Origin of the sequence: Massilia sp. DWR3-1-1 (genome assembly GCF_049898325.1) — a bacterium.
GTDB lineage: Bacteria > Pseudomonadota > Gammaproteobacteria > Burkholderiales > Burkholderiaceae_D > JAFCUW01.
Genome location: NZ_JAFCXL010000001.1, coordinates 343,212 through 360,688 on the forward strand (window position 1 = coordinate 343,212; position 17,477 = coordinate 360,688).

Annotated in this window: 13 protein-coding genes; 3 read left to right on the forward strand and 10 right to left on the reverse strand. The window is 64.3% G+C overall.

What is annotated here, in order from left to right:
- Window positions 1-9 precede the first annotated feature (9 nt).
- The 10 genes from ntrB to ACP7EY_RS01695 all read right to left on the reverse strand — a co-directional run bounded on the left by ntrB (window position 10) and on the right by ACP7EY_RS01695 (window position 13,098).
- The gene (gene ntrB, locus ACP7EY_RS01650) at window positions 10-879 is read right to left on the reverse strand and encodes a nitrate ABC transporter permease (RefSeq protein ID WP_426189781.1); all 870 of its coding nucleotides are present in this window, start codon (window positions 877-879) and stop codon (window positions 10-12) included.
- A gap of 1 nt (window position 880) precedes the next feature.
- Window positions 881-2,263 (reverse strand): CmpA/NrtA family ABC transporter substrate-binding protein, encoded by a 1,383-nt coding sequence (locus ACP7EY_RS01655; RefSeq protein ID WP_426189783.1) that lies wholly within the window; start codon window positions 2,261-2,263, stop codon window positions 881-883.
- A 148-nt stretch (window positions 2,264-2,411) separates the two neighbouring features.
- Entirely contained in the window at window positions 2,412-3,083 is a 672-nt protein-coding gene (locus ACP7EY_RS01660; protein WP_426189785.1) for a response regulator, read from the reverse strand.
- Window positions 3,080-4,327, reverse strand: a complete 1,248-nt coding sequence (locus ACP7EY_RS01665) for a PAS domain S-box protein (RefSeq protein WP_426189787.1) — start codon at window positions 4,325-4,327, stop codon at window positions 3,080-3,082. The genes ACP7EY_RS01660 and ACP7EY_RS01665 overlap by 4 nt, the downstream gene beginning before the upstream one ends.
- 6 nt (window positions 4,328-4,333) lie before the next feature.
- Window positions 4,334-5,932, reverse strand: coding sequence for a gamma-glutamyltransferase family protein (locus ACP7EY_RS01670; RefSeq protein WP_426189789.1), 1,599 nt, complete (start codon window positions 5,930-5,932; stop codon window positions 4,334-4,336).
- 335 nt (window positions 5,933-6,267) lie between these two features.
- Window positions 6,268-8,343: a putative bifunctional diguanylate cyclase/phosphodiesterase gene (locus tag ACP7EY_RS01675; RefSeq protein WP_426189791.1), complete on the reverse strand. Its 2,076-nt coding sequence runs from the start codon at window positions 8,341-8,343 to the stop codon at window positions 6,268-6,270.
- A complete protein-coding gene (locus ACP7EY_RS01680) occupies window positions 8,340-8,774 on the reverse strand; it encodes a response regulator (RefSeq protein WP_426189793.1) in 435 nt (144 codons plus the stop codon). Before ACP7EY_RS01680 ends, ACP7EY_RS01675 begins: the two co-directional genes overlap by 4 nt.
- Window positions 8,758-9,882 carry a sensor histidine kinase gene (locus ACP7EY_RS01685; protein ID WP_426189795.1) on the reverse strand — a complete coding sequence of 375 codons (1,125 nt, stop codon included), beginning with the start codon at window positions 9,880-9,882 and terminating at the stop codon, window positions 8,758-8,760. The genes ACP7EY_RS01680 and ACP7EY_RS01685 overlap by 17 nt, the downstream gene beginning before the upstream one ends.
- A gap of 286 nt (window positions 9,883-10,168) precedes the next feature.
- On the reverse strand, window positions 10,169-10,822 hold the full coding sequence (locus tag ACP7EY_RS01690) for a response regulator (RefSeq protein ID WP_426189797.1): 654 nt from the start codon (window positions 10,820-10,822) through the stop codon (window positions 10,169-10,171).
- Window positions 10,819-13,098, reverse strand: a complete 2,280-nt coding sequence (locus ACP7EY_RS01695; protein ID WP_426189799.1) for a PAS domain S-box protein — start codon at window positions 13,096-13,098, stop codon at window positions 10,819-10,821. Before ACP7EY_RS01695 ends, ACP7EY_RS01690 begins: the two co-directional genes overlap by 4 nt.
- A 47-nt stretch (window positions 13,099-13,145) precedes the next feature.
- Here ACP7EY_RS01695 and ACP7EY_RS01700 point away from each other — a divergent pair, with 47 nt between their 5' ends.
- The 3 genes from ACP7EY_RS01700 (at window position 13,146) to ahpF (ending at window position 17,435) form a co-directional block, all read left to right on the forward strand.
- Window positions 13,146-14,960: a methyl-accepting chemotaxis protein gene (locus ACP7EY_RS01700; RefSeq protein WP_426189801.1), complete on the forward strand. Its 1,815-nt coding sequence runs from the start codon at window positions 13,146-13,148 to the stop codon at window positions 14,958-14,960.
- Window positions 14,961-15,156: 196 nt separating this feature from the next.
- Window positions 15,157-15,720 (forward strand): alkyl hydroperoxide reductase subunit C, encoded by a 564-nt coding sequence (gene ahpC / locus ACP7EY_RS01705; protein WP_426189803.1) that lies wholly within the window; start codon window positions 15,157-15,159, stop codon window positions 15,718-15,720.
- A 116-nt stretch (window positions 15,721-15,836) separates the two neighbouring features.
- The gene (gene ahpF, locus ACP7EY_RS01710) at window positions 15,837-17,435 is read left to right on the forward strand and encodes an alkyl hydroperoxide reductase subunit F (RefSeq protein WP_426189805.1); all 1,599 of its coding nucleotides are present in this window, start codon (window positions 15,837-15,839) and stop codon (window positions 17,433-17,435) included.
- Window positions 17,436-17,477 lie beyond the last annotated feature (42 nt).

Consider the following 17,477-nt stretch of genomic DNA (forward strand, 5'->3'; position numbering starts at 1 on the left):
AGATTGAGGTCATTCTTCATACGTCAGCATCCTTTGGGCCTGGGCGAACAGCAGGTCGAGCAGCATGCCCACGATGCCGATGACGCCGATGGCGAAGATCACATTGGTGAGCGACAGATTGTTCCACTCGTTCCAGACGAAATAGCCGATGCCGGTGCCGCCGACGAGCATTTCGGCGGCGACGATCACCAGCCAGGCGATGCCCATGCTGATGCGCATGCCGGTGAGGATGGTAGGGGCGGCGGCGGGCAGGATGACCAGCAGGGCCTTGCGCAAGGGGCTCACTTCCAGCGTGGCGGCCACGTTGAGCCACTCGCGCTTGACGGCGGCCACGCCGAAGGCGGTGTTGATCAGCATGGGCCACACGGAGCAGATAAAAATGACGAAGATGCCGCTGATGGCCGCGTCCTTGATCGTGTACAGCGCCAGCGGCATCCAGGCCAGCGGAGAGATCGGCTTGAGCACCTGGATGAAGGGGTCGAAGGCGCGCCGCAGCAGGGGCGACATGCCGATCACGAAGCCCAGCGGAATGGCGACCACGCAGGCCAGCGCGAAGCCCAGGCCCACCCGCGCCAGCGAATGGGCCAGCTGGATCAGGATGCCCTTGTCGTTCGGGCCGTTGTCGTACAGGGGGTGCGACAGCTGCTGCACGATGGTCTGGCCCATCTGGCCCGGCGTGGGAAAGCCGTTCGGTTTCACGGTGCCGGGGTCCTTGCCCATCATCTTCGCGTACTCGAGCTGCTCGGCGTTCAGGGCCGCCGCCTGCGGCGAACCGGCGGCCGGGCCGGTGGGCAGGGTGGCAGCGGTCCAGGCGCCGATGAACAGCGCAAACATCAGCGCCGACAGCGCCGCCGCCTTCCATTTGAGCGTGCTGGCCATATCAGCTCGCGAGCTTGCTGATGGCGAAGCTCTTGACGTAGTTCTCGGGCTGGGCCGGATCGAACTCCTTGCCCATCACCTTGAATTTCCTGTAAGCGCCCGCCTCCGGCGTGAACCCGGCCAGCTTCATCTGGCGCTTGGCGTCCGTGAGCAGGAACACTTTTTCGGCAATCTGGCGGTAATTGACCTCGCCCTTGATATAGCCCCAGCGCTTCATCTGCGTGAGCATCCACACGGCCATGCTTTGCCACGGCATGGGGTCGAAATTGGCGCGGTCGGGGACGTTGCGGATATTGCCCAGGCCATCGGCGAACTTGCCCGTCAGGACCTGGTTGATCACCGCTTCCGGCTGATTCAAATACTGCGCCGGCGCGATCACCTTGGCGATCAGGGCGCGGTCCTTCGGCTGGCTGGCCATGTAGGACGCCGACAGCACGGCGCGGTACAGGGCGGCGAAGGTGTTCGGGTTTTGCGCGATGAAGCTGTCGCTCACGCCGAAGGCGCAGCACGGGTGGCCATCCCAGATCTCCTTCGACAGGATATGAATGAAGCCGATCTCGTCGTACACGGCGCGCTGGTTGAACGGGTCCGGTCCCAGGAAGCCGTCGATGTTGCCGGCGCGCAGATTGGCCACCATTTCCGGCGGCGGCGTCACGCGGATCTGCACGTCCGTGTCCGGATTGAGGCCATGCTCGGCCAGGTAATAGCGCAGCAGGAAGTTGTGCATGCTGTACTCGAAGGGCACGGCAAACTTGAAACCCTTCCACGATTTCGGGTCGCGCTTGTCCTTGTGCTTGAGGTGCAAGGTGATCGCCTGGCCATTGGTATTCTGGATGCTGGCCACGTTCATGTTGACCTGGCTCGAGCCCAGCCCCATCGTCATCGCCAGCGGCATCGGCGAGAGGAAGTGCGAAGCGTCGTGCTCCTTGTTGACCATCTTGTCGCGAATGAGCGCCCAGCCCGCCGTTTTATTGAGCTGCACATTGAGCCCTTCGCGCTTATAAAAGCCCAGCGGGTCGGCCATGATCAGGGGTGCGGCACAGGTGATGGCAATAAAACCGATCTTCAGGTCCTTCTTTTCCAGCGTTCCCTTGTCCTGCGCCATCGCTTGCAGCGAGCCCAGTGGCAGCACGGAGGCGATCGCCGCGCGCACGGTGCCGGCGCCCACCGCGCGCAGGAAATTGCGGCGCACGCTCTCGACGGGGAACATGGCCTTGACCAGGCTGGCCTCGATGAAGTCGCGCGAGAGGGCGTCGGGGTCGGTCGCCGCCAGCGCGTGCTCTTGTGGCGCATGGTCCTGGCCGCAGCCACAACGCAGCAAGGTGCGCTCGGCATCGTAGGGAGAATACGGGGACTGCGACGTCGTTTCAGGAAATTTAGCCATGGCATGCACCTCGAGTGGAAGATGCAGCAGGTGAATGCAAACGGCGTGCCTGAAACGGCCTCGCACGGCGCCTGGGTGGCCTGGCGCAGCAGATCGCGGGTGGCCGGGGGACGCCGTGTAGGGGCCGCCCTACACGGCGTGTCGACGATCAGGTCGGCGCGCCCCCGTTGGCCAGCCGTTCGGCATACAGGGCGAGCGCCACATCGTTCCTGGCGCCGGTTTTTTCCAGGATGCGGGCGCGGTAGGTACTCACGGTATTTGCCGCCAAGCCCAGCTGCGCACCAATTTCGCTCACCGAATGGCCACAAACGAGCAGCCGGAATACCTGGTGCTCGCGGTGCGACAGGGCGTCCGGCGTGGCGTGCCCTTTGACGGATGCGGCGCCGATCGCATTGGCCAGCGCCTCGGCGGTGGCGGCGCTGACGTAGCGGCCGCCGGCGGCCACCTTGCGCACGGCGGCGATCATGTCGTCCGGGTCGGCGCTCTTGTTCAGGTAGCCGGCCGCGCCCAGCTTCAGGCAGCGCACCGCGTACTGCTTTTCCGGGTAGGTGCTCAGCATCAGCACGGCCAGCGCGGGCCAGTGCTTGCGCAAGTGCTGCAGCACGTCGAGGCCATCGCGTTCGGGCAGGGCGATATCGAGCAGCACCACGTCCAGCGGCAGGCCCGCCTCGAAGCGCTGCGCCACCGTGGCGACGACCTCGGGACCGCTCTGCGCTTCAGCGACCACGCGCATGTCGGTGGCGTCGGCCAGCACCTGCTTGACGCCTTCGCGCACGATGCGGTGGTCGTCGCCGATCAGGATGTGGATGGAGGTCGTCATGGGGGCACCGGCAAGGTCAGGGAAAATTGCGCACCGTGGCCCGGCGCGCTGTGAATGGCGATTTCGCCGCCAAAGTGGCGCGCCCGTTCGCGCATGCCCATCACGCCGTAGGCGGTGGCCGCCTCGAAGGCAGCGGCGGCGGCGCCGACGCCATTGTCGGCCACGCTCAGGCGCAGCAGCTGCGCGCCGTGCGCCCCGCTCACGCCGATATGGATGGCGATGCGACTGGCGCAGGCGTGGCGGCCCACATTGCTGAGCATTTCCTGAAAAATGCGAAACACGGCGATGGCCGCCGCCTCGGGCAGTTCGACCGCGCTGTCGAGCTCCATCTGCCAGTCCAGCGCCAGCTCGGCCGATTGCACGAACTCCTGCGCCTGCCATTCGAGGGCGGCCCACAGGCCCTGGTGGTCGAGAATACTGGGCCGCAAATCGGTGATGATGCGGCCCACGTTCTGCACCGCCGTCTCGATCATGCGGCTCATGCCCTGGCACTTGCTGCGCAGGCCAGAGCGCACGGTGTCGGCCTCCTGCGGCGAACGGGCCGCCTGCTCGGAGAGGCGCTTGTCGAGCCAGTTCACATCCATTTTGAGGGCCACCAGCAGGCTGCCCAGTTCATCGTGCACTTCGCGGGCGATGCGGGTGCGCTCGTCTTCGCGCACCTTGTCGAGATAGGCCGACAGCTCGCGCAGCTGGCCCAGCGCCGCCGTCAGCTCGCCCGTGCGCCCGGCCACGCGCAGTTCGAGTTCGTCGTTGGCGCGCTGGAGGGCGGCGGCCTCGCGCTTGCGCTTGGTGATGTCGGTGAAGGTGACGACGGCGCCGCACACCTGCTGGCCATCGATGATCGGATAGCTCGAGTATTCCACCGCGAAGGCGCTGCCGTCGCGGCGCCAGAACACTTCGCTGTCGATGCGGCACGGCAGGCCCTGGCGAAAGGCGTTGAAGATGGGGCAGTCGGTGTCGGCATACGGCGCGCCGTCGGCATGGCTGTGGTGGGTCAGCGCATGCATGTTGCGGCCGTGGACCTCGTGCGGCTCGAAGCCGAGCATGCGCGCCCCCGAGCGATTGATGAAGATGCAGTGGCCGGCCAGATCGACGCCGAAGATGCCCTCGCCCGTCGACTCCATCAATAAGCTCAGTTGATGCTGCCACAGGGGCGCGCTGGCCCCGTCCAGCGACGGCGCCGCCGTGGCAGGGACGTGGATGGCGTCGGGGTGCGCGGGGTGCGCGGGGTGACTGGGGTCCATGCGCGCTTACCAGGCGGCGACGGCGCCGTCGGAGCGGGGGTCCGACGCGCCTTCGAGGATGCCATCGGCGTGGCGCACGATGGCGCCAGCGTGGCCCATGGTTTCGTCGAACGGCAGCAGCACTTCGACATCGTGGCCGCGCGCCGCCAGGTCGTCGAGAACCGCCTGGGGAAAGCGCTGTTCGAGCTTGAGCGTGTCGGACTGCTGGCCCCAGGTGCGGCCCAGCAGCCAGCGCGGCGCGCTCAGCGCCGCTTGCAGGGGCTGGCCGAACACCACGTGGCGGGTGAACACGGCGGCCTGGGTCTGCGGCTGGCCGTCGCCGCCCATGCTGCCGTAGACCATCACGCGGCCGTCCTTGAGACGGGCGCCGGCAGGATTGAGCGTATGAAACGGCTTTTTGCCCGGCGCCAGGGCCAGCAGGTGCTGCGCATCGAGGCTGAACGAGGCGCCCCGGTTTTGCCAGTTGATGCCCGTCTGCGGCAGTACAACGCCGCTGCCGAATTCATGATAGATGCTCTGGATGAAGGACACCGCCAGGCCGTCCTGGTCGATCACCCCCATCCAGACGGTGTCGCCCGGCCCCTTGCCCTCGCCCCACGGGGCGGCGCGATCGCGGCCAATGCCGGCCGCCAGCGCATCGAGGCGCGCGTCGGTCAGCAGGTCCTGGGCGTCGATGGCCATGTGGCGGGGATCGGTGAGAAACGTGTCGCGCAAGCTGAACGCGCGCTTGGTCGCCTCCACCACCAGGTGGACATGATCGGCGCTGTCGGCGGCCACCGCGGCCAGGCCGACCCGGTCGAGCAGGCCCAGGATGGCCAGCGAGACGACGCCCTGGGTGGGCGCCGTCATATTAAACAGCGTGCCGGCCGAATGGGACAGCTGCAGCGGGGTGACGCGCGCGGCGCGGTAGGCGGCCAGGTCGGCGCCATCGACGGGCGCGCCCACCGCCGCCAGGTCGGCGGCGATGCGTGCGGCCAGCGGGCCCCGGTAAAAACTGTCGAGGCCATCGGCGGCCAGCATCGCCAGCGTGGCGGCCAGGCGCGGCTGGACAAAGCGCGCGCCCGCCCGCGGCACGGCGCCGTCGACCAGGAACTGCTCGCAAAAGCCGTCCTGGTCGCGCAATTGCGCCAGTTGACTGGCGGTGGCGTCGTGCTGGCTCTGGGTGACGGCCACGCCATCGCGGGCGTAGCCGATGGCGTCTTCGAGCAGGCGCGCCAGCGGCAGGCGCCCGCCCATCTCGCCGGCCAGTTCGAGCGCGCACTGCCAGCCGCCGATGGTGCCGGCGACGGTGTTGGCGGCCAGCGGCCCGCGCACGGGAATGGCGGCCAGGCCGCGCTGCTGGTAGGCGCCGATGGTGGCCGCGCGCGCCGCCGGGCCGCAGGCATCGATGGCGATCGGCGCCCCGCCCGGCGGCACAATCAGCCAGAAGCCATCGCCGCCGATGCCGTTCATGTGGGGATAGACGGCGGCGATGGTGGCGGCGGCGGCGATCATCGCCTCGATCGCATTGCCGCCGCTGCGCATGACGGCCAGCGCCGTTTGCGACGCCAGGTGGTGCGGCGCGACCGCCATCGCCCGGGTCGAACGGGCGCTATGAATGTGCATGGACGTATCCTGAAAATGCAGGCCTTGCGCGGGGCGCGCCGCCCACCTTACGCCGAAACGGGCGTCGGGCGCAATAGGTGCCTGCGGGGAGTCTGCCGACATCGATCACCGCGGCCATGGACGGCGCTACCGCTGTTGCAGAGGAATAGTGTTCATTATCAATACACTCGATAACTCCATTGCTTGCTAGTTAATTGCCGTACCGCCACATTGGCTGTATGAAAAACACCGACCTCCTGCCTTTGCTGTTCATGGCGGCCGGCACCATCCTCACCCTCGACGGGGCGGCGCAGACAATCGGGCAAGGGGCGCGGTCGGCGCGCACGCCAGGGGGCTTAAGCGGGCACGTCCAGCATGTCCACCGGCACAGGGCGACCAAACAGGTAGCCCTGGAAGCGGCTACAGCCCAGGCTGGTGAGGAAATCCCGTTGCGCCAGCGTTTCCACCCCCTCGGCGATCACGGACAATCCGAAACTGTGGGCCAGGGCAATGATGGCCCGCACGATCACGGCATCGCTGGTGTCGTTGATCACATCCTGGACAAACGACCGGTCGATCTTGATTTCGTAGAGCGGCAAGCGCTTCAGGTAAGACAAGGACGAAAAGCCGGTACCGAAATCGTCGAGCGAAAAGCGAATGCCCCGGCGGCGCAGGGCGATGATCTTGCTGATCGTACAATCGACCTCGTCGAGCAGCAAGCTTTCGGTCAACTCCAGGATCAGGCAGTGGGGATTGGCCCCGCTGCCCTCGACGATGCCCAGTACGCGGGCGACGAAGCCGGCGTCACCCATCTGGCGCGCGCTGACATTGACGGCAATGGTCAGTTGCGCGCACGCGGGGTCGGTCGACCAGGTGCACAACTGGGCACAGGCCGTCTCGATCGCCCAGCAGCCCAGGTCGTGAATCAGGCCGGTGTCTTCGGCCAGACCGATAAACGCCGCCGGCATGATCAGGCCCTTGTCGGGATGCTGCAGGCGCAACAGGGCTTCGACGCCGATCAGTGTCCCGGCGTGATCGACTTGCGCCTGGAAATAGAGCACGAAGTGCCGATGCTCGAGTCCCAGCCGCAGGTCCGCTTCCATCGTGTTGCGCATGGCAATGCGTGCCTGCATGGCCGGATCGAACATCATCTGGGTGTTGCGCCCGCCCGCCTTGGCGCTGTACAGGGCGATGTCGGCGCGCTTCATTAACTCATCCGGACCGGGCTGGTTGTCGCAAAACAGGGCAATGCCGATGCTCGCCGACATCCTGTGCAAATTGCCATTGAGCATATAGGGAGCGTCCAGCAGGCCGATGATTTTCCTGGCAATTGCCGCCCCGGCATCGGCGGCGGCCTCCGTCACGCAATCGAGCTGCTCGATGATGATGACGAACTCGTCGCCGCCGGTGCGCGCCACCGTGTCCTGGGCGCGCATGCCGGCGCTCAGGCGCTGGCCCGTCTGCTTGAGGATCTCATCGCCCGCATCGTGGCCATGGGTGTCGTTGAGCGTTTTAAAATTGTCCAGGTCAAGAAACAACAGCGCCCCGTAACGCTTGCTGCGCGCCGCCACCGCCAGCGCATGCAGAAGCCGGTCCTGCATCAGGCGCCGGTTTGGCAGCCCTGTGAGCGGATCGAGGAAGGCCAGCTTGCGGATGGTTTCTTCGGACGCCTTCAGCGCCGTCACGTCGGTGGAAAATTCGCCCAGCAAGCGTTGCCCGGAGGCGCCGATGAAGGGAAAACGGGTGTTCTGCCAATAGGCGACGTCGGCATTGGGCAGGTGAAATTCGTCGATCGTCTCGGTGATGGTGCCGCTGTCGAGCACCTCGAGATCGCTGGCGCTGGGGACGATGCGCAGGTTGCGCCGTGCCGGTCCGTCCGTCTTGCCGATCCACTGTTCCCCCTGCACACCGAAGGCCGTGCTCCATCCCTTGTTCATGTACAAGTAGCAGCCCGCATGATCCTTGATCGAGGCGACGAAGGGGCTGGCATCCATGAAGGCGTGGAAGCGCTTTTCGCTGTCGATCAGTTCGAGCTCGGTGCGGCGCAAGCTGGCCCGTGCGCGGGCATCGTGCAGTTCGCGCTGCAAGGCCGGGGCCAAGCGCGCCAGGTTGTGCTTCATGACATAGTCGTTGGCGCCCGCCTTCATCATGGCCACCGCAGTTTCCTCGCCCACCGTCCCGGACACCAGGATGAACGGGACATCGCCCTGCAGCGACCGGCACAGCATGAGGGCGTCCATGCCGCTAAATCCGGGCATGGAAAAATCGGACAGCACCACGTCCCACGGCTGCGCCAGGGCCGCCGCCAGCATCACCGCGTCGTGCACGCGGGTCGATGTCAGGTCGAAGCCGCCCTTGCGCAGCGCGCGCTCGACCAGCGCGGCGTCGTCCTCGCAGTCTTCCACCAGCAGCACTTTCAGGGGCTGTCTCATGCCAGCCCCTGCGCCGCCGCGGTCTGATTCAAGGTCAGCCAATAGTGCGTCAGCTGCGCGACCATCGCCACAAATTGCGAGAAATCGATGGGCTTGACCAGGTAACTGTTGGCGCCCAGCGCGTAACACGCGGCCAGGTCGTCGTCGAGCATCGACGAGGTCAACATCAGCACGGGGATCAGGCGGGTACGGGGATCGGCGCGGATCGCCTTGAGCACGCCCATGCCATCGAGGCGGGGCAGCTTCAGGTCCAGCACCACCAGTCTTGGCAGCGCCTCCGGCGCGCAGCCGGACAGGCACTCGAGCGCTTCGACGCCATCGTGCGCGACCAGCGGGTGAGCGACCTTGGCGAGCTCGAACGCGCGCAAGATCAAGGCCTCGTCGTCGGGATTGTCCTCGACCAGCAGCAGCAGATCAGACCGGCTCGGCATGGTTCACCCGGCTCGCGTGGAAGTAGAACGTGGCGCCCTTGCCGACCTCGGCCTCGGCCCAGATACGGCCGCCGTGGCGCAAGATAATCCGCTTGACCAGCGCCAGACCGATGCCGGTGCCGGCAAAGTCGGCCGCCTTGTGCAGGCGCTGGAACGCGCCGAACATGTTCCCCATGTGCTGCATGTCAAAACCGGCGCCATTGTCGGCGACGAAATACACGGTGCCGCCTGCCTGCTCGAGGCTGCCGATCCGGATCACCGGCTTGCTCGTCTTGCTGGTAAATTTCCAGGCATTTTCAAGCAGGTTTTGCAGCACGATCTGCAACAAGGCCTTGTCGCCGTCGATCTGCATGCCCGGTTCAATGTCCCAGGCGAGCTCGCGCTGCGGATGGTCTGCCGCCAGCTGCGCGGCAATGGCGCCGCCCAACGCGCTCAGGTCGAGCAGCTCGCACCTGAGCGCTGCCCGTCCCACCTCGGACAATCGCAGCAAGTCATCGATCAGGTGGCCCATGCGCTGGCTGGCAAGCCGGATACGCTTGAGCACAAGCTTGCCGTCTTCGTCGAGCACGTGCTCGTAATCCTCGAGCAGGACCAGTGAAAAACCATCCATGCTACGCAAGGGCGCGCGCAAGTCGTGCGACACCGAGTAGCTAAATGCCTTGAGCTCTTCGTTGAGCGCACTGAGCTCGAGATTTTTCTCGCTGAGCAGGCGCTCGATGCGGATGCGGTCATCGATTTCACGACGTAGTTGCGCATTGCTGGCGGCCAGCGCCGCCGGGCTGGGCAAGGCCAGCGCGAACGGCACCAGCTTCATCAGCAAGATGGCGGTGGGGATCGACGCCAGCGCCGTGATCGCCTTGATTGCGCCGGCCAGCCAGTACGTGGGATGCCAGACGGTCCAGATTTCCATCAGGTGGCTGGCGCCACAGGCCAGGATGAAAACGGCGAAACACAGGAACATGAAGTTGAACTGCAAGTCCTTGCGGCGCCAGACAAAGAACAGCAAGGTGGGCGGAATGGTGAAGTACGCCATGGCGATGAGCGCGTCGGACACCACATGCAGCCACAGCACGGCGGGCTGCCACAGGTAGCAATGACCGTGCGGCATGAAGTTATTCGATGAGAAAAATTGGCTGAGCATGTCCACGGGGCTTTATTGGGATGAATCGGTGGGGGCCGATGCGCAATCTGTGGAGGCAGGACGCCACGAGTGAATGCCATTGGTAAGTCGGCTGCAGGCCCGCGTTGCTTGGGGGAGCCACATCACCGATATCGGTCAGCCAGGATGTGATTGCCAGTATGGGTGAAAGTTGCCGCAAGGATTCGAGAGATACGCTTGGGAGCAACAAGATAAACTCCCGTCCGGCTGCGCACGCTGCCCCGCCGGCGCGTGCTTAGCCGGCACCGACCAGGCCGTGCTTCACCGCCAGCAACACCAGGCTGACGACGTCGCGCACGCCGAGCCGCTCCATCAGTTGGGCGCGGTGCGCTGCCACCGTTTTCTCGCTCAGGTCGAGTTCGAAGGCAATTTCCTTGGTGCCTTTGCGATTGACGATCATGGTGAGGATCTGCAATTGGCGCGCCGTCAGCGATTGAAATTGCTTCTGCTCCGCCGATGGTCCGCGCACGAAGCGTTCGATCACTTTGGTCGAAACCTGCGGACTCAGATAGGTCTCGCGGCGGACGATCGCGTTCAGTGCGATCTCCAGTTCGGCCGGTGCGGATTCCTTCAACAGGTAGGCCGATGCGCCCAGTTGCAGCGCTTCCGTCACCATCTCCTCAGAGGCATGCATGCTGAGGATAATGGTGGCCACCTGGGGATACTGCGCCTTGAGCACGCGCACCAGGTCGAGCCCGCTGTGGGCTCCCATCGTAATGTCGGTCACCACGATATCGGGCACGTGCCGGGCCACCTCGTGCAAGGCCGCATCCGGATCGGACGCTTCGGCGATGACGAAGAAATCGTCGAGCTGATCGATCAGGCTGCGAATGCCGGCGCGCACCAGCACGTGATCGTCGACCAGCAGGATGGTGGTCTTGCGCTTCATGTGGGTTCCAGGGTGAATGCAACGAGAATGCGGGTGCCGTCCTTGCCCGATGATGCAATATTGAAGGTGCCGCCCAGCAGCTCGGCGCGCTCTCGCATGCCCAGTACGCCGCCCCGACTGCCATCGGCGCGGGTGGCGCCCGCCACGGCGCCATCGGCGAAGCCGGTGCCATTGTCGCGGATGATCAGCTCGAGCTCGCGGCCGGATTCGCCGCCGTTCACTTCCACCACCACGGACGTCGCCGCGGCGTGGCGAACGATGTTGGTGATGCTTTCCTGGACGATGCGATAGACGGCGATTTCGATCGGTGGCGCCAGCTTCGCCGGCAGCCCCGCATATTCGAAGATCCAGCGGCAATCGCCGGTGGCGAACTGGCGCTCCAATAACTGGCGCAGGGCCGATTCGAGACCGAGGTAGTCCAGCGAAGGCGGGCGCAAGGACACTGAAATGACCCGGATCTGCGCGATCAGGGTATGCACGGCCTTGTCGATGGCCGTCCATGCCGCGTGGGCGGCCGGTTCTGCCAGGAAGCGCCGCAAATGGTGCAGGTCAATTTTCAGCACTGCCAGTTGCTGTCCAAGTTCGTCGTGCAACTCACGCGCCAGGCTGATCCGTTCCTGTTCTTGTGCATGCAAAAGCTGGCTAGAAATTTTTTCCAGGTTGGCGTTGAGTTTGAGAATTTTGATCGCCGATTTTTTTTGCTCGGTGATGTCCTCGCCAATGCTTGCGGTCCCGATGACCTTGCCACTAGGGTCGTGCAAGATCGAGCTGTTCCAGCAAATCAGGCGCCGCTCGCCATTCGCTTTGACGATTTCATCTTCATAGCGCAGCTGTTGCGGATGATCCGACAGCAGGTCGAGGAAATGCGCCCTGGCTTCACGACTATCGGCTGCCATGAAGACGCCAAACCAGTCGCCGCCGATGACCGCTTCGCGCCGCAGGCCCGTCAGGCGCAGCAAGGCATCATTGCAAAACGTGACATGCCCGTCGAGGTCGAGCATGACCGACAGCAGGCTGGTGTTATTTAGCAGCTCCAGGAAGCGGCGTTCGCTTTCACGCAAATCGCGCACCGCATTTTTGCTCTCCGTAATGTCCTGGGCGACGCCGGCATAACGCGCCACCGGTCCGTCTGCCCCAGCGATGGCAAATATCTTCATGGAAATCCACCGCACTTTTCCATCCGGACGCATGATTTGAAAAACGCAATCGAAGCGCGCGCTCGTGCTCGTGCAATGCCGGGCATAGGCGGCCGAGACACGCTCGCGCTCGGCGGGCAACATGGCGGCAGTCCAGGCGTCGGGATCGGCGTACAGGCTGGCGCAGCTGCGGCCGATGATCTCTTCGTAGGCGGGGCTGACGTACAACACGCGCCAGTCGGCGGCATCGACGAGGAAAAAAATCTCGCGGATGTTGTCGGCCATTTGCCGGAACTGGGCTTCGCTGTCGCGCAACGACTGTTCGGCCATGTATTTTTGCGTCACCTCGAGGTGCATGACGACGGCGCCGTCGGGGCCGTCGCCAAGGGGCGAGACGGTCATCAAAAACCAGCGCAGCGCAGTATCGGTGTGGCAGGGATACTCGATGGAAAAATGGCCGGCATGACCCCGCAATACCGCGCGGATGCCAGCGGCCACCGCGCCGCCGTCGCCGTCCGGGTACAGACAGGCGCGCTCGCATACCGAGAGGTAATTGCTACCGATGCCAAAGTTGTGTGCAAGGTCCAGGCCGTTGAGCGTGGAGAAATTGCGCCATGCCTGATTGACCGCCACCACGACGCCGGCGCGATCGAGCAAGGCAATGGTGGCAGGCAGCGCATCGAGGACGGTGAACTGGAGCGCCTGACCGGGATCGATGTGCACCAGCGCCGGGGCGTGCCCTTCTGCCGCGCCGCTCAAGCGCAACAGATTGCGCACCCGCAGGCGCAATTGCGCCGCGTCGGGCGGCTGCGTCAGCCAGCCGTCGGCGCCGGCCTCGAGCGACTTCAAACAGGCCGCATCGCGCAGGTCCGCGCTGACGACCAGGACGGGCACGCGCGCCGTTGCCACCGCCGCCTTGAGCGCCCGCATCCAGGCATCGCCATCGCCGCCCGATGGCGCCAGTGCGAGGACGATCAGGGATGGCATGCGCACGGCGATGGCCGCCGACGCCGCCGCCAGGTCGGCCACGCCTGTCATCGCGTAGCCATCGGCATGCAAGAGCGCCTGCAGCGGCCGCACTGGCGCGCCGATCAACAATAGATGGGCGCAGGCGCCGCCCAGCGCCGCTAACGGCGCCACGCCAGCGGCCAACAGGAGGGGGGAAGATTTCTTAACATGCAAGCATTGTGCATCATTTTTGCGGGCGTACCGGCACGCCATCGCGGGCGATTTGTCACGGCACCAGGGAAATTGCCCAGGCGGGGAAATTCCTTGTTTCCAATGGGAAATTCGCTTGCCCGAAGACCGCCAGCTGTCCCTTATCCTTGCCGGTTGACGACGACGTCCCGTCCAACGCCGCATCGGCGGCTGCGCGCAGCCGCTTCCGGCCCCCTGCCACTGCCACTGCCACCGCAATCGCCCACACCATGAAAATCTCCAAGCTGAACGTTAGCGTACGCCTCGCCATGGGCTTCGCCGCCCTTCTCGCCTTGCTCCTTGGCGTCGCCCTGTTCAGCCTGGGCCGTTTGCACATGATGCACACGGAAAGCGCGTTGACGCTGGACGACCGATACCCGAAAATCGTCGCCATCACCGACATCAAGAACAACCTCAATCAAATTGCCCGTTCCATGCGCAACACGCTGCTGATGAGCGAGGCACGGCACATTGCAGCGGAGTTGAACCAGATCGATGCGGATAATCGCAACATCGACCGCCAGCTCGATTACCTGGATCAACACATCCACAATGCCGACGGGCGCGTGCTATTGAGCGCGGTCATGCGAGAACGCAAGCTCTATTTTCCTGCTCAGGAACTATTTATGCGCGCAATCAGGGACGAACAATTCGAGGTGGCGAAGGAGTTGCTCATGACGACGCTACGCCCTCAGCAACTACGCTATTTCGCTGCCCTGGACCAATCGGCGACGTTTCAAGCGACGCTCATGAAGCAGGCGGGCGCGCAGGTCGCCACGGCCTATGCGGACAGCGTTACCATGGTCAGCACGCTGAGCGCCTTGAGCATGGTGGTGGGGGCACTGGTGGCGTGGCGCATCGGGCGCTCGATCACTGAGCCCTTGCGCCGCGCAATACATATCGCGCAAACCGTGGCGGCCGGTGATTTGACGAGGTCGCTGGTGGTGACTGGCACGGACGAGACGGCCCGCTTGCTGCAGGCCTTGATGGCCATGCGCGGCAGTTTGCATACCATCGTCGGCGAGGTGCGCAAGGGCACCGATACCATCGCGACGGCATCGAGCCAGATCGCCATCGGCAACCTGGACCTGTCGGCGCGCACGGAACAGCAAGCCAGTTCGCTCGAACAAACGGCCGCGGCGATGGAAGAACTGACGGGGACCGTCAGGCAAAGTGCCGACAGCGCGCGCCAGGCCAATCAACTGGCCGTCAGGGCCCGCGACATCGCCGTCAATGGTGGCGTAGTGGTGGGGCAGGTGGTCGACACCATGGTCGCCATTGGCGCTTCCGGCAAGAAGATGGGGGAAATTATCGGCGTCATCGATAGCATTGCTTTCCAGACCAACATCCTGGCCCTCAACGCGGCGGTCGAGGCGGCGCGCGCCGGCGAGCAGGGGCGCGGCTTTGCCGTTGTCGCAGCCGAGGTACGCAACCTCGCGCATCGCTCGGCGAGCGCGGCGAAGGACATCAAACACCTGATCGGCGAGTCGGTCGGCGCGGTTCAGGCGGGCACCGAGTTGGTCGACAGCGCCGGCGCAGCCATGCGCGAGATCGTCGACAGCGTCAATCGGGTGACCGAGGTGATGGGGCATATCACGGCGGCCAGCCAGGAACAGAGCGTGGGGATTGACCAGATCAACCAGGCGATCATGCAAATGGACGCCGTTACCCAGCAAAATGCGGCCCTGGTCGAACAGGCCGCCGCCGCCGCCGCTTCGCTGCAGGCGCAGGCGAGCACGCTGACGCAGGTGGTGAGCGTGTTCAAGGTGGGCACGGCAGATACGGCCATCGTGGTCGGTCGGTAGCGGCGGCAATACCAGGTAAGCCGCTCCGGGGCATCGTTACAGAAAACGGAAACGGCCCCGGCGCCGATAGCATTTCCAATCGCAGCGATTGAAACTACCAATCAGGCGCGCCGCGAATCTGATGTATCATGTTTTCAATGAGTTCTTCTCATTCGATAGTTTTTATCAACCGACCCACTGCACACGAGGATTTCACATGTCTCTGATCAATACCCAAGTACCCGCCTTCAAAGCCCAAGCTTTCCACAACGGCAAATTCATCGAAGTCACCAACGAAAGCCTCAAGGGCAAGTGGTCGGTCATCATTTTCATGCCTGCCGCGTTCACCTTCAACTGCCCAACCGAAGTGGAAGATGCGGCTGACAACTACGCCGAATTCCAGAAGGTGGGCGCCGAGGTGTACATCGTCACCACCGACACCCATTTCTCGCACAAAGTCTGGCACGAGACCTCGCCAGCGGTCGGCAAGGCCCAGTTCCCACTGGTGGGCGATCCAACCCACACCTTGACGCGTGGCTTTGGCGTGCACATCGAAGAAGAAGGCCTGGCACTGCGCGGCACCTTCGTCGTCAATCCGGATGGCGTCATCAAGACCCTGGAAATCCATGACAACGCCATCGCCCGCGACGTCAAGGAAACCCTGCGCAAGCTCAAGGCTGCCCAGTTCGTCGCCGCTCACCCAGGCGAAGTGTGCCCTGCCAAGTGGAATGAAGGCGCTGCTACCCTGACCCCATCGCTGGACCTGGTCGGCAAGATTTAATGCAGTTTGACGGGAGGGTGCGCTGCCTTGCCACCCTCCCGTGTCACAACATCGTAGTAGAGACGCGCGCGGTTGAACTGCAAGGCTGACTTCAAAACAACTTTACGGATATCGACATGCTTGACGCTACGCTCAAAACCCAATTGCAGGCTTATTTACAGAACCTGCGTACCCCGATTACCCTCATTGCCACGCTCGATGACAGCGCCAAGAGCGCCGAATTGCGCGCGCTGCTGCTCGACATCGCCAGCCTGTCCGACAAGGTGACGGTCGACGAATCGGGCAGCGATGCCCGCTCGCCCTCATTCCTGATCGCCAGGCAAGGCGAAAGCCGTGGCGTGCGCTTTGCCGCCATTCCCCTGGGCCATGAATTCACCTCGCTGGTGCTGGCCCTGCTGTGGACGGGCGGCCACCCGCCCAAGGTGGCCCCTGAAGTCATCGAACAAATCAAGACGCTCGCCGGCGGCAACTTCGAGGTGTACATGTCCCTCTCCTGCCATAACTGCCCGGACGTGGTGCAGGCCGCCGCCCTGATGGCGATTTATAACCCGCAGATCAATACCGTCGTGATCGATGGTGGCATGTACCAGGCCGAAGTCGAAGCACGCCAGGTGATGGCGGTGCCGATGGTGTTCAAGGATGACGCCCTGTTCGGTTCGGGCCGCATGACGCTGGAAGAAATCGTCGGCAAGCTCGACGTCCATTCGGCCGACCGCGAAGCGACGAAGCTGAACGAAAAAACCCCGTTCGACGTCCTGATCGTGGGCGGCGGCCCGGCCGGCGCGGCAGCGGCCGTGTATGCCGCCCGCAAAGGCATCCGGGTCGGCGTCGCCGCCGAGCGTTTCGGCGGCCAGACCAACGACACCATGGCGATCGAAAATTACATTTCGGTGCTCGAGACGGACGGCCCGAAATTCGCCCTGGCGCTGGAAGCGCAAGTGCGCCACTACGATGTCGACATCATGAACCTGCAGCGGGCCGACAAGATCGTGCCGGCGACCAAGCCGGGCGGCCTGGTGTCCGTGCACATGGCCAACGGTGGCGTGCTCCATGCGCGCAGCGTGATCGTCTCGACGGGCGCGCGCTGGAGAAACGTCAACGTGCCCGGCGAAGCCGAGTACAAGAACAAGGGCGTGGCGTATTGCCCCCACTGCGACGGCCCCCTGTTCAAGGGGAAAAAAGTGGCGGTCATCGGTGGCGGCAACTCCGGCATCGAAGCGGCCATCGACCTGGCCGGCCTGGTGCAGCACGTGACCGTGATCGAATTTGCCGACGCCCTCAAGGCCGACGCCGTGCTGGTCAACAAGCTGCGCAGCCTGCACAACGTGACCATCCACGTCAACGCCCAGACCACCGAGATCACGGGCGACGGCAGCAAGGTCAACGGCATCAGCTACAAGGACCGGGTCAGCAACGAGATCCACCACGTGGCGCTCGAAGGCGTGTTCGTGCAGATCGGCCTGGTGCCCAACACGGAGTTCCTCAAGGGGACGCTGGAATTGAGCAAGTTCGGCGAGATCGTCATCGATGCCAAGTGCCACACCAGCCTGCCCGGCGTGTTTGCCGCGGGCGATGTGACGACGGTGCCATATAAACAGATCGTCATTGCCGCCGGTGAAGGTTCGAAGGCGGCCCTGAGCGCCTTCGATTACCTGATCCGCCAGCCCGTCGATGTGCCTGCCGAAGTGGCCGAAGAGGTGCTTGCCGCCGCCTGATCGATCGTCGGTCGCGCACCATGTTCGTCTAAAGCCGCCCCG